The organism is Microcoleus sp. F10-B2, from assembly GCF_036704965.1.
Classification (GTDB): Bacteria; Cyanobacteriota; Cyanobacteriia; order Cyanobacteriales; family Microcoleaceae; genus Microcoleus.
Genome location: NZ_JAUBTB010000034.1, coordinates 18,986 through 42,172, shown reverse-complemented (window position 1 = coordinate 42,172; position 23,187 = coordinate 18,986). Strand labels below are relative to the sequence as shown.

16 protein-coding genes and 1 pseudogene are annotated in these 23,187 nt (G+C 46.7%); 14 read left to right on the top strand and 3 right to left on the bottom strand.

What is annotated here, in order from left to right; all coding sequences use genetic code 11:
- Nucleotides 1–43: 43 nt before the first annotated feature.
- The 6 genes from QUA99_RS15145 (at nt 44) to QUA99_RS15120 (ending at nt 6,077) form a co-directional block, all read left to right on the top strand.
- Nucleotides 44–1,138, top strand: a complete 1,095-nt coding sequence (locus QUA99_RS15145) for a type IV pilus twitching motility protein PilT (RefSeq protein WP_333238005.1) — start codon at nt 44–46, stop codon at nt 1,136–1,138.
- Between the two features lie 94 nt (nt 1,139–1,232).
- Nucleotides 1,233–2,360 (top strand): type II secretion system F family protein, encoded by a 1,128-nt coding sequence (locus tag QUA99_RS15140; protein WP_333238007.1) that lies wholly within the window; start codon nt 1,233–1,235, stop codon nt 2,358–2,360.
- A 96-nt stretch (nt 2,361–2,456) separates the two neighbouring features.
- The gene (locus QUA99_RS15135; RefSeq protein WP_333238010.1) at nt 2,457–3,071 is read left to right on the top strand and encodes a hypothetical protein; all 615 of its coding nucleotides are present in this window, start codon (nt 2,457–2,459) and stop codon (nt 3,069–3,071) included.
- Nucleotides 3,072–3,182: 111 nt separating this feature from the next.
- Nucleotides 3,183–4,073, top strand: a complete 891-nt coding sequence (locus QUA99_RS15130) for an AraC family transcriptional regulator (RefSeq protein ID WP_333343368.1) — start codon at nt 3,183–3,185, stop codon at nt 4,071–4,073.
- Between the two features lie 109 nt (nt 4,074–4,182).
- Nucleotides 4,183–5,259, top strand: a complete 1,077-nt coding sequence (locus QUA99_RS15125) for an alpha/beta hydrolase (RefSeq protein ID WP_333238014.1) — start codon at nt 4,183–4,185, stop codon at nt 5,257–5,259.
- Nucleotides 5,260–5,426: 167 nt separating this feature from the next.
- Nucleotides 5,427–6,077: an NAD(P)-dependent oxidoreductase gene (locus QUA99_RS15120; RefSeq protein ID WP_333238016.1), complete on the top strand. Its 651-nt coding sequence runs from the start codon at nt 5,427–5,429 to the stop codon at nt 6,075–6,077.
- Nucleotides 6,078–6,152: 75 nt separating this feature from the next.
- Here QUA99_RS15120 and QUA99_RS15115 read toward each other — a convergent pair.
- Nucleotides 6,153–6,323, bottom strand: a pseudogene (locus tag QUA99_RS15115) (saccharopine dehydrogenase-like oxidoreductase); the annotation flags it as partial.
- 164 nt (nt 6,324–6,487) lie between these two features.
- Here QUA99_RS15115 and QUA99_RS15110 point away from each other — a divergent pair.
- Nucleotides 6,488–8,146 (top strand): ABC transporter substrate-binding protein, encoded by a 1,659-nt coding sequence (locus QUA99_RS15110; protein ID WP_333238018.1) that lies wholly within the window; start codon nt 6,488–6,490, stop codon nt 8,144–8,146.
- Between the two features lie 52 nt (nt 8,147–8,198).
- On the opposite strand, the gene QUA99_RS15105 is transcribed toward QUA99_RS15110, so the two are convergent.
- Nucleotides 8,199–10,424 carry an SBBP repeat-containing protein gene (locus tag QUA99_RS15105; RefSeq protein WP_333343367.1) on the bottom strand — a complete coding sequence of 742 codons (2,226 nt, stop codon included), beginning with the start codon at nt 10,422–10,424 and terminating at the stop codon, nt 8,199–8,201.
- 475 nt (nt 10,425–10,899) lie between these two features.
- Between QUA99_RS15105 and QUA99_RS15100 the strand changes: the two genes are divergently transcribed.
- Together QUA99_RS15100 and QUA99_RS15095 are read left to right on the top strand one after the other, a co-directional pair.
- Complete coding sequence (locus tag QUA99_RS15100; protein WP_333238022.1) at nt 10,900–11,451, top strand: AAA family ATPase; 552 nt, start codon at nt 10,900–10,902, stop codon at nt 11,449–11,451.
- A gap of 9 nt (nt 11,452–11,460) precedes the next feature.
- Nucleotides 11,461–12,471 (top strand): ABC transporter permease, encoded by a 1,011-nt coding sequence (locus QUA99_RS15095; RefSeq protein WP_333238024.1) that lies wholly within the window; start codon nt 11,461–11,463, stop codon nt 12,469–12,471.
- Between the two features lie 11 nt (nt 12,472–12,482).
- Here the strand turns inward: QUA99_RS15095 and QUA99_RS15090 are convergent, their stop codons facing one another.
- Nucleotides 12,483–12,893 (bottom strand): hypothetical protein, encoded by a 411-nt coding sequence (locus QUA99_RS15090; protein ID WP_333238027.1) that lies wholly within the window; start codon nt 12,891–12,893, stop codon nt 12,483–12,485.
- Between the two features lie 518 nt (nt 12,894–13,411).
- On the opposite strand from QUA99_RS15090, the gene QUA99_RS15085 reads away from it, so the two are divergent.
- The 5 genes from QUA99_RS15085 to QUA99_RS15065 all read left to right on the top strand — a co-directional run bounded on the left by QUA99_RS15085 (nt 13,412) and on the right by QUA99_RS15065 (nt 22,973).
- Nucleotides 13,412–15,280: an efflux RND transporter periplasmic adaptor subunit gene (locus tag QUA99_RS15085; RefSeq protein WP_333238029.1), complete on the top strand. Its 1,869-nt coding sequence runs from the start codon at nt 13,412–13,414 to the stop codon at nt 15,278–15,280.
- Between the two features lie 251 nt (nt 15,281–15,531).
- A complete protein-coding gene (locus QUA99_RS15080; RefSeq protein WP_333238032.1) occupies nt 15,532–16,749 on the top strand; it encodes an ABC transporter permease in 1,218 nt (405 codons plus the stop codon).
- Nucleotides 16,750–16,829: 80 nt separating this feature from the next.
- The gene (locus QUA99_RS15075) at nt 16,830–18,050 is read left to right on the top strand and encodes an ABC transporter permease (protein WP_333238036.1); all 1,221 of its coding nucleotides are present in this window, start codon (nt 16,830–16,832) and stop codon (nt 18,048–18,050) included.
- 321 nt (nt 18,051–18,371) lie between these two features.
- Nucleotides 18,372–20,099: a phosphatase PAP2 family protein gene (locus QUA99_RS15070; RefSeq protein WP_333238038.1), complete on the top strand. Its 1,728-nt coding sequence runs from the start codon at nt 18,372–18,374 to the stop codon at nt 20,097–20,099.
- Between the two features lie 681 nt (nt 20,100–20,780).
- Complete coding sequence (locus QUA99_RS15065; protein WP_333238040.1) at nt 20,781–22,973, top strand: S8 family serine peptidase; 2,193 nt, start codon at nt 20,781–20,783, stop codon at nt 22,971–22,973.
- Nucleotides 22,974–23,187: the final 214 nt, after the last annotated feature.

Genomic DNA, 23,187 nt, shown 5'->3' with positions numbered 1-23,187 from the left:
TAGATTGGTCAATAACTATCAACTCGATCGAGGAGAGATATCTATGGGTCTGATGATTGAAGACGTACTGGAGTCCCTGGTAGAACAAGGGGGTTCGGATATACACATCCAAGCAGGCGCACCTATCTTCTTCCGCGTCAGCGGTAAACTAACTCCTCAGTCACAATACGGCGACATTCTGTCTGCTGAGGAAGTGCAGATCCTGATTTTCCAAATGCTCAACAATATGCAGCGCAAGCAGTTGGAAATGGAGTGGGAACTCGACTGCGCTTACGGCGTTCGGGGATTGGCTCGGTTCCGCGTCAATGTCTACCGGGAGCGGGGTGCTTGGGCTGCTTGTATGCGGGCTCTGGCTTCTAAGATTCCTAATGCAGATGCTTTAGGCGTGCCGCAGGTTTTGCGGGATCTGACGGAAAGACCCAGGGGTATGCTGTTGGTGACAGGACAAACGGGTTCCGGGAAAACTACTACGATGGCGGCTTTGTTGGATCTGATCAACCGGACGCGGGCGGAACACATTCTAACAGTTGAAGATCCGATCGAATATGTATTTCCTAATATCAAGAGTTTGTTTCACCAGCGCCAAAAGGGCGAAGATACTAAGAGCTTTGCTAATGCGCTCAGAGCGGCTTTGCGCGAAGACCCTGATGTGATTCTGGTGGGGGAAATGCGCGACTTGGAAACGATCGGTCTGGCAATTTCGGCTGCGGAAACGGGTCACATGGTGATGGGAACTTTGCACACTAATTCTGCGGGTGCAACGATCGATCGGATTTTGGACGTGTTCCCGCCAATTCAACAACCCCAGGTTCGCGCCCAGGTGTCTAACTCTTTGGTGGGAATTTGCAGCCAAAATTTGGTCGTAAAAGTTGGGGGCGGCCGCTGCTGCGCTATGGAAATCATGGTCAATACTCCAGCTATGGCTAACTTGATCCGGGAGGGCAAAACTCCAATGATTTACTCCCAAATCCAAATGGGGGCGAAATTGGGCATGAGGACCATGGAAATGGCTCTCGCTGAACTTTACAAGAGCGGTAAAGTCACTTGGGAAGCGGCAATGGGCAAGGCTTCTAAGGCTGACGAACTCGAACGCTTGATCGGCCCGGCACCTGTTGGCGCCAAGGTAGGAGCTCATTAATTCAGTCAGCAGTCATTAGTCTGGACTCCGTAGAAAGAACTGATGACTGATGACTGATGAGTCATAACTTTTAATAAATTTTCAGAGGTGAGCTGTGGCTACCAACGTTATCCGCGAAAAACCGAAAGGTGGCTTTGATTTCAGTAAGATTCAGGAGCAAATCGAGTATAACCTTACCAGTCTTACTGTTAAGGATATGGCTATTTTTGCTCGTCAGTTTGCGGCTATGTTTAATGCAGGGGTGGCGATCGTTAGATGCCTTTCCGTGCTGCACGAGCAGTGTTCTAATGCTAAGTTGAAGCGAGCCCTCAGAAGCATGAATGCTGACGTGCAGGAGGGGATAAACTTGGCAGAGGCGATGGCTAAGTTTCCTGATGTTTTTGACCAACTGTTTATCAGTATGGTGGCGGCGGGAGAAGTCGGCGGGGTGCTAGATGAAACCCTAGACCGTCTGGCGGTGATGATGGAAAAAAATCACAAGACGGAGGCGGAAATTAATTCGGCGATGTCTTATCCGAAGACTGTGTTCTTTATCGCGATCGTGATTTTTTTCGCCATGACCATATTCTTGCTGCCAACTTTCGCTAAGATTTTTAAGGATATTGGTGCAGATTTGCCGGCTTTTACGGTGTTTATGTTGGCAATTAGTGCATTTTGTACGGCTTGGCCTCCCATCCAACAGGTGACAGTTATTGGGGTGATTATAGCCCTTAAAATTGCCTTCGATATGTACTACAAAACTCCCGTAGGTCGCCTGCAAATTGATAGGATTGCCATGAAGTTGCCGATTTTTGGAGATTTGATCGAAAAATCGGCTGTGGCTCGGTTTTGCGTGATATTTGGGTCGCTGACGCGATCGGGCGTGCCGATTCTCAATTCTTTGGAAATTGTGCGAGATGTGGCGGGGAATCAGGCGATATCTAATGCGATCGAATATGCGAGACAGGAAATTCAAAGCGGCGGCATGATCAGTATTGCTTTGCAAGAACAAGCTGTTTTTCCGTCTTTGGCCATTCAAATGATGGCAATTGGCGAGGAGACAGGGGAACTTGACAAGATGCTGATGAAAGTTGGCGCTTTCTACGAAACGGAAGTTGAAGAAGCAGTAAAAGGACTTACCAGTATGCTAGAACCTCTGATGATTGTGGTCGTCGGTGGTATCGTAGGTTCGATTTTGCTGTCGATGTATCTGCCGATGTTCGCAGTGTTCCAGAAACTGTAAAAAATAGTCAGCAGTCAGTTGGCAGTTGGCGGTTGTCAGTTGACTGTTAACTGTTAACTGTTGACTGTTGACTAATTACCTATTACTTAATTTAAAATGTCTGTTAAACAATCACATTACGAGGCCTTACTAGCAGAGTACAGCGAATCTTCGGCCGCGATCGCCCTGCTGAAAAAATATCGGGTTTACATGGAAATGATTCCGAGTATTCGCCGCGCCCATGATAGTTTAATTACCATTCCTTTGCCAATTGCGCGCTTGCGGGACGGAGTTTCTTATGCGGGAAGCCGCGGCACTAGCATATCGCCCGGACAGGCAGTTTGTTTGCCCTGCGATTTGGCGATTTTGATGTGCGATCCCGAGTGGAAAGTTAAAATTGGAGTGGAAATTTTGATTTTCATTCATCGTCCGGGCGAAGAGTTTTCTGAGTTACTCGGCCGCTGGCGGCAGTCTCAGGTTTGGCTGGATAAAGGTTACGAATGGGTGATGCCGTACCGCTACAGACATATTTACAGCGATGAAGCTGAGGCTGTTCATCCGCTATTTGTTTTGTTTGATGAAACGCCGGAACTGATTCAACGGGGTTTGATGGCGGCTGGTTTGCCGTTTGTGGTGGAAAATTTCTACTCTAGGATTGAAGAAGTAGAGGAGGAAGAGTTTCTCAGTAGTGGGGAACTCGGAAGTATTGGTGAAGAGAGTTTTGATTTATAGGGTTGGGTGCGATCGCCTATAGCCATCCTATTGCTTGATGTAAAGTAGATTTTTTCAACGAACCGCAGAGGGCGCAGAGGGCGCAGAGAAAGAGAAAAGAGAGAAAGATGGATGTTTGCCAATCCCGAATCGGGTTGTTGTATGCCGATATTTAAAGATTGTTTGCGTGTCGAACGCACAGTTTATACTCCACCGGGAGAGCGAATTGCCGACCCTGGAATAGCAGACCACTGCCTCAGCCTCCACATTGCGAATCCAGGTAATTTAGAACGGCGTTTAGAACGGCGGTTAGATGGTGGGAAGTTGATTGAGCGGCTAACATTGCCTGGTTTATTCACTTTTGTACCTGCTTTTCGAGAACCTGAGTGGTTTTGGGATTGTGCTGTTGAAATATTAGATATCTATTTGCCGGCTGCGGTGTTAGAACGGATTGCGATTGAAAGTTGCGTTAGCGGATCTTGCGGAAGAAATCGGGCCCCTCAAACAATCGAATTAATCGATCGCTTCGCCATTCGCGACCCGCTTCTCGAACAACTTGCTCTTACCCTCAGCGCGGAAGTGGAGCGCAGCAGGGATTATTGCGATCGCCTTTATGTGGAATCTGTGCAAACTTTGCTAGCAGTGCATCTGCTGCGACATCACTGTACAGTAAAAATTGCCAATTCTCCTAAATTAGGAAAACTATCTCCATCCAAATTGCAGCAGATTCTGGATTACATTCAAGATAATCTCGATCGCGATATGGGTTTGGCAGAACTGGCACTTGTTGTGCAGATGAGTTCTCATCACTTTGGAAAACTCTTTAAACAAAGTACGGGACTTTCTCCCCATCAATATGTATTGCAGTGCCGCATTGAGCGAGCAAAAAAATTGCTCTCTAATCCAAAATTCACCCTGGCTGATATTAGTCAATCTGTCGGTTTCTGCGATCAAAGCCACTTTACTAATGTTTTTCGCCGCTATACCAGTCTGACTCCGCGACAGTATCGCGCTCGGTTGTGAGGCGAAGCCAGTATCGCCAGATTTTGCAATTTATCGGGAGAATTTACAAGATTTGGCTGGTGCAATTGACTTATGCTGCTTTTTATGCAGAAACCTACAGGTTAAAGCGATGTTTGCAGTCCAAGTAAACCGATCGAATGCTTCACGCAGAAAGTTAATAAAAGCGGGTGCAGCCGGAGTCAGCGGCTTCTTGCTGAGCCTGATACCTAGAGCGAGCAGCGCCCAACAGGAAAATATGCAAAATACAGACATACAATCGGCTCGCGGTTCCTACAAAATGGAGCGCGTTACCTTTAACAGCAACGGTGTTGAATTGGTGGGAAATCTATATATTCCCACCAATCTTGCCAAACCAGCGCCTGCTGTGCCGATTCTAGGCCCGGTAGCGTTTGTTAAAGAACAATCGCCTATCCAATATGCTACCCGCATGGCTTCATCGGGTTTTGTAACTTTGGCTTTTGACCCTTCTTTTCACGGCGAAAGCGGCGGCGAACCCCGCCACTATGAAAGTCCGCAAGCCAAAGTTTCTGATTTGAAATCCGCAGTTAATTATTTGCTCAGCCGCCCAGAAGTGGATAAAAATAGAGTGTATTTGCTGGGTGTATGCCAAGGTGTAAATTGGACTATTCAGGCAGCAGTAGAGGACACTAGAATTAAGGCATTAGCGCTCGTTGCAGGTCATTATCTCACCAAAGAAACGATTGAAGAATACAGCGGCGGCGAGGAGAAAACTCGGGATCGTATTGAACGGGGTCGTCAAGCACGAACTAAATATGAAAAAACCGGTGAAGTTGATTATATTCCAATTGTCAGCTTGAACGATCCTAACGCTTTGCTGCTGCCAAAACCAATTTATCAGTGGTACATCCGCTGGGCTGAGCGCGGCCCTGCTTGGGATTTTTTGGGCAAATGGGAAAACCGAGTGGCTGCGATGAGCGAAGCGGAATTATGGACTTATCGGGTTGATGAAACTGTCAAAAAATTGAATTTGCCGCTGTTAATGGTACACGCTGACAGAGCCGCGAGCGGTTCTGTTTTGCCTAAAAAGTTATTTGAGCTGATTGCAGCTACAGATAAGCATCTCGTTTGGTTGGGCGATCGGGTGCAATTTCAATTTTATGAAGAGCCTGAAACGATCGATTTGGCAGTTGGTAATGTTGCTGAATGGTTTAATCGCCATGTTTAAGTAAGAGCGGGTTTACCGATACTCTGAATGTGAATCATAGATACTGGTGAACCAGCCCTACAAGCCTGGCATTACAGGAATTACGGTCAATTTACCTGACTAGATATAACTGCTGATTGCTGATACCAATTAGTGAGTAATTTAAGCAAAAAAATAGGAGATTTTTAATGAAGTTGGCCTTATTTGGTGCAAATGGCATGGCTGGCAGTCGCATTGTTTCTGAAGCGTTGATGCGGGGACACGATGTAACAGCTATCGTCCGGGATGCGTCGCGTTTTTCGATTTCGGGCGATCGCCTAACCGTGGTTGTGGGTAACGTTCTCGATGCTGATACTGTGGCTGAAATTGTCAGAGGACACGATGCCGTTATCAGCGCCGCCGGGCCCGGTGCTGCTACTGCTAATAACCCGACTTTAGCTAAAGACATTGTAACAGCAGCTTATTCGCTGATTGACGGCTTATCTCGTGCCGACGTTAATCGCTTGGTTGTGGTTGGGGGTGCAGGTAGTCTCGAAGTAAGTCCGGGGGTTCAACTTGTCGATACTCCTGATTTTCCAGAACAGTATCGTGCGGCCTCCCTCGCTCATCGGGAGGCACTTGCTGTTTATAAAGCTGCTGATTTGGATTGGACTTTTATCAGTCCGGCGGCGGAATTTGAAGCGGGCGATCGGACTGGTAAATTTCGGTTAGGAAGCGATATGTTAGTTGTTGACAAACAGGGTAAAAGCCGGATTTCGGCTGAGGATTTTGCGATCGCCCTGCTGGATGAAGTTGAGCAGCCTCAGTTTATTCGCAGGCGCATGACTGTTGCCTATTGAGTCGCGGCGGGTTGACAAATATCCGAGCTCGCCGTACAGGATTTGTGTTTATTGACGCGGACTTGATTTTAGCTGTTACCGGACAAATTGGGGTCTGATTTCGGCAGTGAATAAACCGTGAATGCCTTTTTTGTGAAGCCTTGCATCGGTTTTGAGATAGCCTCTAGCATGGCAGCAAAGGTTGGCTGCCATGCTGGTTGCGTCGCCTAAAGTAAAGGTGTGAGTTGAGATTTTGCCCTCGAAGGTGATATCATCAGCTTGCTCTATTTTGTTTGTTAATTAAATTTAAATTTAATATATAATTTACTCAATGAACCGCAGAGAGCGCAGAGTTCGCAGAGGGGAGAGGAATAGCAAATTAGTTAAAAATTTATCTGAGTACAATTTTCTATTAAACCGGAGCTATGGAAATGAGATTGTTAAAATCCTGGCGTGTAGTTTTATTAGGTTTAGTTTTTGGGATGGCTGTAATTCTATCAAATTGCGGCACCACCTCAAACACGGTTAGCAATAACTCTCCAACTCCGACAACTCCTGCTGCGGTTCCACCGGGAGCTTTAGTCTACGGTGCGGGTGGGCAGCCGGTCAATCTGGAACCGGGAAATATTACGGATGGCAATTCAGTGATTGTTATCGACCAAATTTACAATCGCTTGACTGATTTCAAACCGGGAACTGTGGAACTTGAGCCGAGTCTCGCTACTGAATGGTCAAGTTCTACAGATGGCAAAACTTGGACTTTTAAGTTGCGTTCCGGGGTAAAGTTTCACGACGGCACGGATTTTGATGCTGAAGCTGTTAAGTTTAATGTAGACCGCTGGTGGGATGCGAAAAATCCTAACGGTTATCGAGAATCTGGCAAAACTTATCAAATTTGGAAGGATTTTTTTGGTGGCTTTAAGGAAGATAAAAATTCCCTGGTAAAAGATGTGGCAGTTGTTGATAAGTCTACGATTAAGTTTGTTTTAAATCAACCTTTTGCTGCTTTTCCCTCGGCAATTGGGTCTGGTTATTTCGGGATGGCGAGTCCGGCGGCGGTGAAAAAAGCGGGTGCTAAATACGGCACTCCGGGGTCGCTGGCGGTGGGTACGGGGCCTTTTATGTTTCAGGAATGGCGATCGGGCGATCGCATTATCTTAGCAAAAAATCCAAATTATTGGAAAACTGGCACGCCAAAAGTCAATCAATTGGTAATTCGTTTTGTTGACGATCCGGCGGCGAGATTGGCTCAGTTGCGAGCAGGTCAACTTGATTTTACTGTGGATTTAACGCCGGATCAATTGAAAGAGGTTCAAGCAGATACTAATTTAGAAGCTGTTGTGCGACCTTCTTTTAATGTCGGTTATTTAGGGTTAAATCCGAGTTACGAACCTTTGTCAAAACCGGAAGTGAGGCGGGCGATCGCTCAAACAATTAACAAGCCAGCAATAGTCAAAGCTTTCTGGGGAGAACTCGGAAAACACGACTCGGAATTTATCCCGCCTTCGCTGAATTTGGCGAAGTCCGATCGAGTTAAAGATTATGAATTTAACCCGCAGCAAGCTAAAGCAATGCTCGCGAAAGCCGGTTATCCGAACGGTTTTGATTTGGATTTGTGGTATATGCCCGTGGGCCGTCCCTATTTTCCCACGCCGAAGCCGATTGCTGAGGCTTTTGCGGCGGACTTGAGCGCGATCGGGATTCGGGTAAAATTGCTGACAAAGGATTGGTCTGCTTATTTAGCCGATCGGCTAAAACCTCCCGGATTTCAAGCTTTTATGATGGGTTGGACTGGAGATTACGGCGATCCAGACAATTTTTATTATCCTCACTTCGGGCCGGGTTCGACGGCGGATTTGGGAAATTGGAAAAATCCGAAAGTTCTGCAACTTTTGGATCGGGGGAGGGCGAGTGGGGATAAAGCAGCTAGGGCGAAAATTTATGCGGAAGTTAGCGAGATTTTGCACGAGGAAGCTGTGCGTTTGCCGATCGTACATTCGCAGCCGCTTTTAGGGAAACGCAAGAATATTCAAGGTTGGATTCCAAGTCCTTTGGGGTCGGAGTCTTTTGAGGAAGTGAGCAAAAATTGAGAAGTTAGAGCGAGATGTACCCTACAGATAGAGTTTATGCGTAAGTCATGTTTTAGATGAAAGTGAAGTCGGCAGCATTAATTTGACTCGCTGATATCGCGCTTAGAGATGCCAAGATTGCCCCGGTAGGGACAAACCGGATTAAAGTTGCACTGTTACTTTGAGTAATTGCCAATTGGGAGAAGGTGATACCGCTAGCAAGTATCAGCAAATCTTTGTCGTCTTCAAAGTCTAAAATATTATCCGTTCCAGCATCAAGTCCTAAGAGGAATCGATCGCTCCCCAAACCCCCAATTAAACAATCATTTCCCAAGCTGCCAAATAGGGTATCATTTCCCTTGCCGCCATACAAAGTATCATTGCCTTCACCCCCAATGAGACTGTCAGAAGCGCGATCGCCAAATAAAACATCCTCACCGTTACCCCCAAGCAAAGTATCATTGCCCTTGCCACCGTAAAGGCTATCATCCCCATTACCACCTTCGAGAAAATCATTACCTTGATGACCGTACATCCCATCATTGCCATCAAGACCGCTGAGAGTATCATTTCCCTGTTTGCCGCTGAGGGTATCGTTGCTGCGATCGCCTGCAAGGATATCGTCGCCATCAGTACCGATAATTGGAGAAGAGTTGGACGGTGTTGGTGTCGGTGTGAGAGATGGCGTCGGAGTTGATGTCGGAGAGGGCGTGGGTGTGGCCGCAGGAGTGGGCGTTGGCGCGATCGAGGGCGTTGGTGTGGCCGTAGGAGTTGGTGTGAAAGTAGGCGTCGGCGTTGTTGTGGGAGTAGGCGTCGATATTAGTATTGGTGTTGGTACTGGTGTTGGTGTCAGCGTTGGTGTGACTACCTCTGTGATTGTGCCGAGTTTAGCAATCCAAATATCTTGACCGCCTGCATTGGGACCTCCCAAAGCGCCGTTAGTTTGTCCCGTGAGATAGAGATGGCCAGCGCTATCGAGTGCTAATTCTGAGGAGGAGTCAGATTCAGCAGTCCCTAATTGCTTCAGCCACAACTGGTTGCCATTGCTGTCGTACTTAGTTGCCCAAATATCTTGACCGCCTGCATTGGTGCCTCCCAAAGCGCCTTTGGTTTCTCCTGTCAGGTAGACATTACCAGCGCTATCGAGTGCTAATTCTGAGGAGGAGTCAGATTCAGCAGTCCCTAATTGCTTCAGCCACAACTGGTTGCCATTGCTGTCGTACTTAGTTGCCCAAATATCTTGACCGCCTGCATTGGGGCCTCCCAAAGAGCCGTTGGTTTCTCCCGTCAGGTAGAGATTGCCAGCGCTATCAAGTGCTAAGTTTGGGCGGAAATCATATTCAGGACTCCCGAATTGCTTGAACCACAACTGATTGCCATTGCTGTCGTACTTACTTGCCCAAATATCTCCAATGTCTGCATTGGGGCCTCCCAAAGAGCCGTTGGTTGTTCCCGTCAGGTAGAGATTGCCAGCACTATCGAGTGCTAAGTCTGAGGGGTGGGCAGATGTAGCAGTCCCGACTTGCTTCAACCACAATTGGTTGCCATTGCTGTCATACTTGGCGGCCCAGGTGCCACCAATCGGTGGATAAGTCCCTATAAAGCTAGAGTATGTGCCCGTCAGATAGACATTGCCACTGCTGTCTACCTTTATGCCATAGGAGTTGCTGGTGGCGCCGCCAGCACTGACACCCTTCAACCACAACTGGTTGCCACTGTTGTCATACTTGACTACCCAGGCATTTTTGGGGCCTCCACCTCCACCTGAAGTTGTATAGCCACTTGTTCCTGTCAAGTAGACATTGCCAGCACTATCCACTGCTATGCCTGAGGGATAGTCATTAGAGTTTCCGAAGACGAACTGCTTGAGCCACAACTGGCTGCCGGTGCTGTCATACTTAGCTACCCAAGCGTCGGAATCATTAAAAATCCGCTGCGGTGAAGCGGCAGGAGTGGTTCCTGTCAGGTAAACATTGCCAGCACTATCCACAGTCACTTCCGTCGCCAAGTTATCCCCTAACTGCTTGAGCCACGACTGACTGCCACTGCTGTCATATTTGGTTACCCAGGCATTTGTACTTGGATTGGTGCCGCTCAAAGGGAGATAGGTGTCTCCTGTCAGATAGAGATTGCCTGCACTGTCAAGTGCTGTGCTCCTGAATGTATCGTAGTTGGGTGTGCCGAATTGTTTGAGCCATTCAAAGTTAGGCGCTAGTTTTCCAATAGTCAGTGTGGTTTCAGGGATTGTACCTGCAACGGCATCTGCGATCGCGCGTGCTGATATTGTTGAGGAAGGCATAATACACCTCACAAATTAATTTCTGTCACAAAATGCGTAGATTGCAGTTAAAGGTGCGATCGCTCGTTTTTATCTAATGCTAGTGCGATCGCCTGCAAGATTCAGCCCAAATAAAATCAATTTTACAACAGCCTATGTCTGCGTAAGTATGTGCGTAAGTATGTCACTGTGGATCGAAACATCTTCTCTTTAGTTCCTCATACTTTATATAAATTTACTTTTATATTCATATTCTTGTTCTCAAATCTCCAATCTCAAATCTAATGAGGAAGTTAGCGAGATTTTGCATGGAAGCTGTGCGTTTGCCGATCGTACATTCGCAGCCGCTTTTAGGGAAACGCAAGAATATTCAAGGTTGGATTCCGAGTCCTTTGGGGTCGGAGTCTTTTGAGGAAATAAGCAAAAATTGAGAGTTTAGATCGAGACACCTCTCCAGGGTTATCATACTCTACATGAATTTACCTTAACAAACAGTATGGAGAGCAATCAGCAACCTGCAAATCATCAGCCACAAATTATTTTGATTACCGGGAACATGGCTGCCGGAAAATCAAGTGTGGCCCAATCACTTGCCGAACGGTTGCCCAAAAGTGTCCACCTTCGCGGCGATATCTTTCGTCGCATGATTGTGAACGGACAGGCGGAAATGGCGTTAAATTTGTCAGCAGAGGCATATCAGCAGCTTCAATTGCGGTATCACCTAGCAGCAATGGCAGCGCGACACTATCTCCAGGCTGGTTTTACGGTGGTTTATCAAGACATCATCATTGGTCCGGCACTGGCTGAGGTACTTGCCACTTTCCACGATGTGCCGTTGTCCGCGATCGTTCTGTGTCCGAAGGCAGAGGTTGTAGCTGCACGCGATGCAGCAAGAACGAAAACCGGTTATGCCAACGAAACAATGGTTTATGCCTTCGATCGCATTCTCCGTACCGAAACTCCTCGCCTTGGCTACTGGCTGGATTCAACCAATTTAACGGTAGAAGAAACGGTCGATCGGGTTTTGGCAAAATTGCAAGGTGAATGAGATCAACTGATGTTTCAATATATTGCCAAACGTTTGCTGGGACTATTGCCAGTCCTTTTCGGAATCACTCTGCTAGTATTTACTTTTTTGCATTTGATACCAGGAGACCCAGCTACAGTGCTTTTGGGAGAACGGGGAACTCCCGAACAGGTGGAAATGTTGAGAGCGAGATTAGGTTTAAATCAGCCTTTGCCTTTGCAATATTTGGCTTTTTTATGGAGTTTACTTCGCTTTGACTTGGGAAATAGCATTATTAGCGGAATTCCGATAATTGATGAAATTACAAGTCGCTGGCCTGCTACTTTTGAACTATCTGTGGTGGCGATGTTGGTGGCACTTATTATCGGAATTCCGGCGGGGATTTTGGCGGCTGTTCGGAAAAATAGCTGGCTGGACAATCTCGCGATGAGCGGTTCGTTAATTGGCGTATCTTTGCCAGTGTATTGGTTGGGATTGATATTGATTTATTTGTTTGCAGTTTATCTGAAATGGCTGCCTCCTAGCGGGCGGATTAGTGTAGATTTGGGGTTTGTTTTTAAGTCGATTACAGGTTTTTATGTTTTGGATTCTTTGCTGAGGTGGGATTTGGCGGCTTTGCGGGATGCGATCGCCCATTTAATCCTGCCAGCTTTGACTTTAGGAACTATTCCCCTAGCTATTATAGCTCGCATCACTCGTTCTGCGATGCTGGAAGTGCTTTCTCAAGATTACATTCGCACTGCGAGGGCAAAAGGATTGCCGGAATATTGGGTGATTTTGAAACACGCTTTGAAAAATGCGTTTTTGCCGATCGTCACAACTATCGGTTTGCAGTTCGGCACTCTTTTAGGCGGCGCTATTCTGACTGAAACAATTTTTTCGTGGCCGGGAATTGGTTCTTGGATTTATAGCGGTATTCTGACGCGGGATTACCCAATTGTCCAAGGAGGAGTAATTTTTGTGTCTGTGACTTTTGTACTGATTAATCTGGCGGTTGATATTTCCTATGCTTTTTTAGATCCGAGAATTCAGTACCGTTAATTATAAGGAAATCAGACAAGAAATGCTTGTTTAACATCCGGCCGCAGCAGGTAGTAAATGCTAGCCACTGCAAAACCCAGAGTTAAAAAATTGACTGCTGTACCGCCGCTGCCCAACATTTTGGCAATTTGCGCGAGGGTGGCGATGATGTGGACAATTAACGTTCCCGTCCAAGCCCATTTTTTTAGTTGAAACAAACCCCAAGCTAAGAGTAAGGAGAGGAGGCCTAAAATAAAACTGATCGCAGCAAAAATTGCAATGAAGCTGCCGATTACAGTACCAACTTTCGCCCCGCCGACAGCCGCACCGATACCGCCAAAAATGCCTGCAAAAAGTAAGATGAACAAGCCGTCAAGGAGGCTGAATACGCCGCTAATTAGCTGCAAGATGGCCAGAACTGTAACGCTTTGAGGACGATTCATTATTTTGATTTTCCATTTTTAACGAATTTGAAAAATATTTTAACCTGTTGTGGACACCGGGCGGATATGTATTCAGGACTTACGCACCGCTACCCGTGAAACCGGGTTTATGAGAATAAGTGTGTCCATACTGTGCCGTTACGAGCTTAGCACTGGCCGATCCCGCTGCGATCGCTATCACGAGTCGGCAATGACCTACTATAGTCGATCGCCCGCAGCCAGATCCGCCTTTGTTGCTGGTGAGAAGCCGGCACCTAGCTCCCCAAAATAATATTATCTGCTAAAATATATTTTAATTTGCCAGCAGCCAGGAGCGATTTTGTTTAGATCCACCTCTTTTGGCTGAAAAAACTTAACATTTTTTAATAAATTGCAAAGATTAGCTATAATTGTTTACAGGTGCTGGTTGGGGAACTTTTTATAAATCACCCGATCGGATGAGTCTGAAAGACGATGCCAAGCATCAGCAAAAATTTTACCTTTAAAGGTAATCCTGAGATTAAATTAGGTGAGTCGGTATGATCGTTAGCCCTAAAAAGGAAACTGCTCAGGTCAAGGTGGAAGATACTCAGACTGTAGACACCAAGGCCGCAGAGACCAAAATTGCAGATAACAAAACCGCCCAAAAGCAGTCTCCGAAGAAACCGGCGCGCAAACCGCAGCGGTGGGCGATTGGGTTGGTTGCAGCCGGGTTGCTAGCTGTACCGACCACTATTTATATAGCAAAAAGTCGATCACAACCGAAAGTAGATGCGATCGCCACTATGACAGTGCCGGTGGAAGCGCAAAACCTCACGGTGCGGATCACGTCTAGCGGCACGGTGCAGCCCGTACAGCGCGTGAATCTCAGCCCCAAAGGTTCCGGCAGGATCGCAGAATTGTTTGTAGAACAGGGCGATAAAGTCGAAGCAGGACAGATTGTCGCCCGCATGGAAAGCCGCGATGTAGAAGCTCAACTAGCTCAAGCTAAAGCCCGCGAAGCCAGCGTGCGAGCAAAACTCGCCCAAATCGAAGCCGGGAATCGATCGGAAGACATCGCCAGCGCCCGAGCGCGCTTAGAGCAAGCCGAGGCCAGTCTCGCGCAAGCCCAAGCCGGCAGCCGCGTGGAAGAAGTTGCAGGAGCCAGAGCTCGCTTGCAGCAAACTCAAGCAGGCTTGCAGCGACTGCGAGCCGGCAGCCGCGTGGAAGAAGTCAGCCAAGCGCGAGCTCGTTTAGCCCAAGCTCAAGCTCGTTTAGCCGACGCTCAAACTGGCAGTGTCAAACAAGAAATTGCCCAAGCACAAACGCAAATTGACTCGAGTAAAGCCCAAGCCGAACTAACAGCTCAACGGGTAGAACGCAATCGACCGCTAGTGGAAGAAGGTGCTCTGGCTAAAGATAAACTGGATGAATTAATTAAAGAAAATCGCACTGCCCAAGCTAAATTAATCGAATCTCAAAGACGCCTGCAACAACTGCAAGAAAGTCGGGAGTCGCAAATTCAGCAACTCCAAGCTGCTGTGCAAGTGGAGCAGCAAGCATTGAACCAATTGCAAAACGGCACGCGATCGGAAGAAATTGCCAAAGCTGAAGCAGAAGTTGCCGAAGCTAAAAGCAAATTAGCGCAGCTAGAAAACGGCAACCGTCCAGAAGAAATCGCCAAAGCCGAAGCAGCAGTTGCTGAAGCAAAAAGCCAATTGGCCGCACAAGAAAACGGTTCTCGCCCGGAAGAAATAGCTCAAGCTCAAGCTGAATTAGAGGAAGCTCAAGCTCAAGTCCGCTTTCAAGAAGTGCAGTTAGAAGATACGAAAGTTCGCGCTCCTTTTGCGGGAATTATTACCCAAAGATACGCCATTCAAGGAGCTTTTGTAACTCCCGCAACTTCGGCATCGGAAGCTACTTCGGCAACTTCGACATCGATTGTGGCTTTAGCTAGAGATGTGGAAGTTTTGGCTAAAGTCCCGGAGGCTGATATCAGTCAAATTAAACCGGGTCAAGAAGTTGAAATAGTCGCCGATGCTTATCCAGATAAAGTGTTTAAAGGTCGCGTTAAATTAATTGCGCCGGAAGCTGTTAAGGAACGGGATGTGACGCTATTTCAAGTGCGAGTTGCCATTGATACGGGCAAAGATTCGCTGCAATCGGGGATGAATGTAGATTTGAGATTTGTCGGTCAAAAGTTGAGCAATGCTTTAGTTGTACCTACGGTGGCAATTGTCACTAATAAAGGTCAAACGGGTGTGCTAGTTCCCGATGAGAAACAACAGCCGAAGTTTAAAGCTGTTACCGTTGGATCGACTATTGGCAACAAGATTCAGATTTTAGAGGGTGCAAAAGCTGGCGATCGCGTTTTTACCGAACTTCCTCAAGGTAAAAAACTTGAGGATATTATCAAGAATCAGAAATAGGGCATAGGGCATAGGGCATGGGGGATTATTTATCTCGATCGCTCTAGGGTGTTTTCCAACCCCGATATCCCCCCTAAAACCCCTTAATAAGGGGGGGACAAGAGTATTCAAAGTCCCCCTTATTAAGGGGAATTTAGGGGGATAGAGACTCGACTACAAGCGAGATTTATTATGGGTTTAAATATTAAGTTGACATCAATAATCCCAATTCCCTAATCTAAAATCTAAAATCCCAAATCTAAAATCGAATTATGGATATTGTTGAAAGCGTCAAAATGGCTGTCACAACTTTGATGGCAAACAAGCTTCGCAGCACCTTGACGATGTTAGGAATTATCATCGGCAATGCTTCGGTAATTTCGATGATCGGTATCGGCGAAGGAGCTCAAACATTTATCGAGGGACAAGTTAACTCTCTGGGATCAAACTTGCTATTTATTATTCCTGGAAGTCCTGAAGCGCAAACCCGCCCGGTGATTCCGCCCCAGACTTTAGTAGTGGAAGATGCAGAGGCGATCGCATCTCAAGTTGCTTCTGTCCAAGAAGTCGCACCAACTCTCAATGACAGTCAACTCGTTACCTACCGCAACAAAAACGTTTCGTCTTCCATTGTGGGAACTACCCCAGAATTTCTGACAGTCAGAAGCTTTGATGTTGGTCAAGGTCGTTTTTTAAGCAAATTAGATTTAGAAAGACAAGAAAATGTAGTAGCTTTAGGTTCAGAAGCAGCAGAACAATTGTTTGGTAATACACAGCCAGTTGGTCAATACATTCGCATCAAAAACTCGAGTTTTCAAGTGATTGGTGTCATGCAGGCGAAAGGCTCAAGTTTTGGCGACAATCAAGATATGAACGTTTATTTGCCGCTGACAACAATGGCCAATCGCATCGTTGGTCGCTCGTCTCCCTACGGTACAAAAGTAACGTTTATTTCGGTTGCCATCAAGGATGAAACTATGATGCAAGCGGCCCAATTTCAAATAGAAAATTTGCTGAGATTGCGGCATAAAATTACTAAGGAGGATGATTTTACTGTTCGCAACCAGAAAGATTTAATGAATACTTTGGGCAGTATTACTGGTGCTTTGACAATGATGTTAGCTTTCGTGGCGGCAATCTCGCTGTTTGTCGGCGGCATCGGGATTATGAATATCATGCTGGTTTCTGTTACCGAACGTACCAAAGAAATTGGATTGAGAAAGGCGATCGGAGCTTCTCAGCAAGATATCCTAATTCAGTTTATGATTGAGTCTGTGATTTTGTCAGCGGCAGGCGGGGCGATCGGTACTGGATTCGGTATCGGCGGCGTGCTTTTAGTAGCTGCTTTTACTCCCCTGCAAGCTAGCGTTTCCCCAGTGGCGATCGCACTTGCAGTCGGTGTTTCCGGCAGCATCGGCTTATTTTTCGGCATCGTACCTGCAAAACAAGCTGCTAAATTAGACCCGATTGTGGCATTGAGAAGTGCTTAAGAAGTCCTTAGTCATTAGTTATTTGTTGGTTTCAATTACCAATTCCCAATTCCCCATGCTCAATTCCCAATTTCCCAAGTATGAATTTTATTGAAAGTGTAAAAATGGCCGGTCAAACGCTGCTAGCAAACAAAACTCGCAGCAGTTTAACAATGATCGGCATGATTGTCGGCAACGCCTCAGTAATTGCCATGATTGGAATTGGAGAAGGAGCTCAAAAATTTGTAGCAGGACAAGTTCAATCCCTCGGTACAAATGTATTGATAGTTAGACCCGGAGTTCCCAACGCTAGGCGAAGTTCGATCGCAAGTGCGCCTCAAACACTGATAGTAGAAGATGCTAAGGCGATCGCAACTCAAGTTCCCTCCGTCCAAGGCGTGTCAGCAGAACTTAACAGTTCCGAAATAGTTCGCTACAGCAACAAAAATGTTTCTGCTCTAATTTTTGGCACGATTCCAGAATTTCTAGAAGTCAGAAGCTTTGAAATGGCAAAAGGGCAGTTTTTGACCGAACTAGATGTTAAGCAAAGTAATCAAGTTGTAGTTCTCGGTTCAGAATTAGCGGAAAAACTTTTTGGCAATACCAATCCCTTGGGCGAACAGATACGTATCCAAAATGTCAGCCTCAAAGTAATTGGAGTATTGGCATCCAAAGGCACATCTTTTGGTACGAATTACGATAACTCGGCCGCAGTGCCGATCGCCACAATGGCCAACCGCATTGTCGGGCGCAAATCTCCCTACGGTTTGGCTGTCACGTCGGTATTTATTTCGATTAAAGATGAGTTGCAAATGGACGCTGCTCAATTTCAGGTAGAAAACTTGCTGAGACTGCGGCACAAAGTTACCACCGAAGATGACTTTACAGTCAGAAATCAGAAAGATTTAATGGCAACAATGGGTGCGATTTCCGGGGCTCTGACACTTATGTTAACTGCTGTTGCCAGCATTTCCTTATTAGTAGGCGGAATTGGGATTATGAACATTATGCTGGTTTCCGTCAGCGAACGCACTCAGGAAATTGGGCTCAGAAAGGCGATCGGCGCATCTCAACAAGATATCTTATTTCAATTTATTGTCGAAGCTGTAATTTTATCAGCCGCCGGAGGGATAGTCGGTACTTGCGTAGGTATCGGCGGTATCTTGCTTGTAAGTAATTTCACGCCCTTGCAAGCTGGTATTTCGCCCGTGGCGATCGCCCTTGCTGTCAGTGTATCCGGTGCAGTCGGCCTCTTTTTCGGCGTCGTCCCCGCCCGCCAAGCCGCCAAACTCGACCCGATCGCAGCTTTGAGGAGTGCTTAATAAATATATACGTACTCCGTTACACAATCCGCGCCTTTTATGCTGGTAAAAAGTATCTTGCTCTAAATATAAAAAAACAGTGTTTTTTTGTGAAAAATTAACAACCTTGCAGTATCTGAGGCAGTTTTAATGTCTGTATTTTTACGCAGATTCAAAGCGCAAAACTTCATCAAAAGCCCGTTAAATATTAAATAAAGCTTGGTTGTGGCGTTTACGTCTCAACCAGAAAGTTTAATATTATTAAATAACGGGTAAACACACCTAAGCATCTACAGACGGTACGAACCTTTGCGCTTTAATCAAAATATCCAATAAATAAACATGGCATCCCTCATCTCTAGTCCTAAATTTGACTATCTTGAAGGAACCACCCAACCAGACAGATTTAACGGATTGGATGGCAACGACATAATTTACGCCAACAGCGGAGACGACTTTCTCGAAGGCGATGCAGGCAAAGACAAAATCTGCGGCGATCGAGGCAACGATACTATCACCGGCGGTGCAGATAATGACATCCTCTGGGGAGGCAAAGGCAGCGACCTAATTAGTGGCGATTCCGGCAACGACATCATCTACGCGGGCATAGGTAGCGATACCATAAGCGGCGGCACGGGCGATGATATATTTGGCATTGCTAAAGGCAGCGGCGGCCCAACTCTAGCTGCTGCCGACTACATCGCCGACTTCGGCAACGGCAATGACAAAATTCGATTGCTAGACGGTCTCACCTTTGAAGATTTAAACATCCAACCAGGCATCGGCGCCAACAGCAACAGTACCGTAATTCAAGACAAACTCACGGGCGAGTATTTAGCAGTCTTGCCGGGAGTCAACAGCAGTACAATCAGCCGCGACCAATTCACAAATCAGCTATCGGCAAACCCTGTCATCGAGTGGAACGGAGTCATGCTGAATGCAGTGCGGACAGGCAACAGTGCGCCTCCCCTCGCTTCCCGCAACATGGCAATGGTTCATGCAGCCATTCACGATGCTGTTAACTCCATAAGCAAAAAATACAGCCCTTACCGGGTCAACATAGATGCACCAGCAGGCACATCAGCAGAAGCTGCCACCGCCGCAGCCGCCCACCGCGTCTTAGTCACCGTCTACCCAGCGCAAGCAGCCACATTCAACGAAGCATACGCATCGTCTTTAGCTAAAATTACCGACGGCAAAGCCAAACAAGACGGGATTGCCCTCGGACAGCAAGTTGCCGACCAAATTATCAGTTCGCGGAGTACAGACGGCATCACGAAAGTAGTGCAGTACACCCCCAAAACCGACCCCGGTAGCTGGGTGCCGACTCCCCCCGCCCTTGCCGCCGCGCTGGCGCCACAGTGGGCAGAAGTTACTCCCTTTGCCATGACTAGCGGTTCTCAGTTCCGCCCGGCCGGCCCGCCCGCCCTTGACAGCGCCAAGTACGCAGAGGAAGTTAACTACGTCAAAGAAATCGGCAAAAGTGACAGCCTCACGCGCACCCCAGACCAAACAGCAATCGCCAAATTCTGGGCCAACGGCGCTGGGACGTTTACGCCTCCGGGTCACTGGAACCAAATCGCCGAAGAAACAGCGACTCTCACCGGTCAATCCTTAGAAGATACCGCCCGCTTGTTCGCCCTGCTAAATTTTGCCCTCGCCGATGCAGCTATTAGCTGCTGGGATGCTAAGTACCAATACAATTTATGGCGGCCGGTGACAGCTATCCGCCAAGCAGACACGGACAACAACCCGAACACGACAGCCGACCCCCTATGGACTCCGCTGATAACTACTCCGCCGTTCCCTGAGTACACGTCGGGCCACAGTACCTTTAGCGGTGCAGCAGATGCAGTTATGACCTCTGTATTGGGTTCGGATTTTGGCTTTGCAGATAGGGGAGACAGGACTGTCAACACTTTGCGAACCTTTGAAAACTTCAGCGAAGCGGCCGACGAATCGGGCATGAGTCGCCTTTACGGAGGCATTCATTTCATGAGTGCTAACGTAAATGGCTTGAGTGCGGGTAGAAATGTGGGGAACTATGTTGTCCAGAATTTCTTAGTGTAGGAAAGTAGGAGTCCCAGATAGTTTTGTAGTGAGGACTGAAGTCCTCACTCTGGTTTTTAGTTTCTCAGAAATCAACTCCTTACTACCCTCGCAACGTTGCTAATTTTATGGTGAATTTAGTAGCAAGTCTAAGAGACTGTTGGCGAATTCGCAGGGGGTGTTACCCCTCATCTCTGGGAGGCAGTATTTCCGTTCACTATTGGTAGTTAAGGGCTATATGGTCAATTAGACATTTAGTCTAGAACCACTATTTGTAGGGGGTGAGGGGTGAAGCCCTTTATTGATGCGCCAACAGTCTCGTCTAATTGCTTATACCCCACATTCCGCACTTCTTAACATAGTCAAAAATATGTTGACGAGAAAACGTCATCCTAGGAATTTAATTGCCAACATATTCTCGCTAATTAATGGCTATTGAGAACAAATAAACACTCCTTAATAAAAAATCATATTTCTACATATCAGCGCAATAATTGTAGACAAATAATTACAGCCATTTCTTACCAAAAAATCCCCAATTAGTGTTAAAACGTGCGGAATGTGGGGTTCAACCTATCCATAGGATTGTTGCCTGAGTCATAAGAATTTTCTTTGAGTATTATTAAAAAACTTTGCGATTTCAGGGTTGAAACTTTTTCCATAGTAAGATATACCTATTGAGCTGACCAGGAGCATCTGATTATGAGTAGTTCCAGCAGTGACGGTAATTTTTTAGATCTAACTCCCAATTCTGATTACTTCAGGCTAACCCCAGGACTTTTAAATCCCTTCACCATAGGACTGCGGGCTTTAGAAGGTAATGATACTATGATTGGTTCTGTCTATCCAGAATTGATCGATGGTGGTGGCGGTCAGAATTTCCTGTTAGGAGGTAGCGGTAACGATGCCCTATTGGGCGGGAACTTTGATGACTTCATCTCTAGCAACTTTGGGAACAATACCCTCGTTGGAGGTCAAGGAACAGACTCGCTGCACGGTAGTCAAGGCAGCGACATACTTACAGGTTCTGATGGCCAAGACAGTTCGGTTAGCAATTTGGGTGGAGACACGCTAATTGGTGGTAGCGACAATGAATCTTTTGTACCCCAAACCGAACGAAAAGCAGCAGCAGTAGGATCAACAGACCTCGGTACCCTGAAAAATCCAATTAGCCGGAATGGCTTCGTAGGTGAAAACGACACCGAAGATATTTACACTTTCACCATTGAGACACCCAGTAGTATCACATTGGAACTCAACGGTTTAAGCGGGGACGCTGATTTATTCTTTGCGAGGGATGCTAATGGCGATGGTAGCCTGAGTCGAGAGGAAGTCTCTGCCTCCCAAAATTTGGGAAGTCTGCCAGAAGTAATTGAAAGTCGCTTTTTTGTACCGAGCAGATACTTTATCTACGTTGAACAGGGTATACCGGGAGCTAACACCAACTACAACCTGAATGTAAATGTCAAGCCAATTCAGTTCTTGCTTAACCAAGCGACTTCTTTTGCCCCATTCAGTAGCGGAGTCAAGGGTTCGTTAGACGGCTTGGTTAATGAAAACCAACCTGCACAACTCTACAAATTCGATCTCCCACAGCCCAGTAACCTTCAAGTCAACTTGCGGGGAATGTATCCAGGTACAGATGCGGATTTAGTGCTGTTTCAGGATGTCAACAATAACAACAAGGTTGATTTTGGTGAAATTCTTGGCGTTCCTCAACAGCAAGGCAACAATCCAGAGGAAATTTTCTTTATGGGTTTATCAGCAGGTACTTATTATCTCGGAGTCAACCCTTTTGTAGGCAGCACACCCTACAATCTCAGCATCTTAGCTGCACCGGCAACAGATAAGTTCAACAGCTTGTTTGGCTATGGACTGGTGGATGCAGCAGGGGCCGTTGCGGCTGCCACTGGTAAACAGCAGTTGGATGCTGCTAACCCGCTCACCAGTGCTGCTAAATTGAATAACATAGGAGACTTAAACCTCCTCAATGTTGCCCCAGCCTGGAAAGCAGGATACACGGGTAAAGGTGTTGTGGTTGCGGTACTGGATACTGGCTTTGACTTGGGTCATCCCGATTTAAAGAGCAATATCTGGCGGAATCCTAAAGAAATTCCGGGGAATGGTATTGATGACGATCTCAACGGAGTTCGTGATGATGTAAATGGGTGGGATTTTGTAGATGGCGATGCTACTGTCTCCCCAGATTCAAACGATCAGCGTGGGTTTCACGGAACTCATGTAGCAGGAATCATTGGGGCGAAAAGAAATGGAATTGACATCAATTATCCCAATAACAGCTACGAAATGAATGGGGTTGCTTATGATGCTCAGATTATGCCAATTAGGGTGTTGGGCGTGAAAGGTGGGACAGATAAAAATATTGCTGATGGCATTCGCTATGCGGTTAATAATGGCGCAGATGTTATTAACATGAGTTTGGGCGGACTGGTTGCCACTCCGGAAGAGCGAAAAGCCCTAGAATATGCCAGACAACGCGGAGTTGTTGTGGTAATGTCAGCGGGAAATGAGAGGGATAAACTCAACCCTAGCGAACCAGGTTTTCCAGCATTTTATGCTTTGGATAATTTGGGAATAGCTGTCGGAGCAGTAACAAGTTTTCCAGGCAAACAGGTAACTGTTTTTTCCAATCCTGCTGGTTCGATACCAATAAATTTTGTGGTTGCTCCGGGTCATGAAGTCTTATCTACAATTCCGATTAAGCCGGGAAACGTAGGTTATGGCTTCCAGCAGGGAACGTCTATGGCTGCTCCCTATGTTGCAGGTGTAGTTGCTCTAATGCTTCAGGCGAATCCAAAGTTAACTCCTGACCAAATTTTGGCAATTCTGACTGGAACAGCAAAACCTGAAGGAATTACCTTGGAAGTTAATTAGACATAATTAACAACTATTGGGAAATTTATTGAACCCCGGTTTCTCCAAGAAACAGGGGTTTTGAAGATGTACATTATTTTTATGCAACTATTTACAGTCTAGTTACAGTTGATATCATGTCCGGTCGAGTGACCGCGATTAAAAGGGCGGGTTTTTGAGATTGTCAATTATTGGCAGATATTTTTCGTGAGGGGATCCCCTACCGTATTAGGGG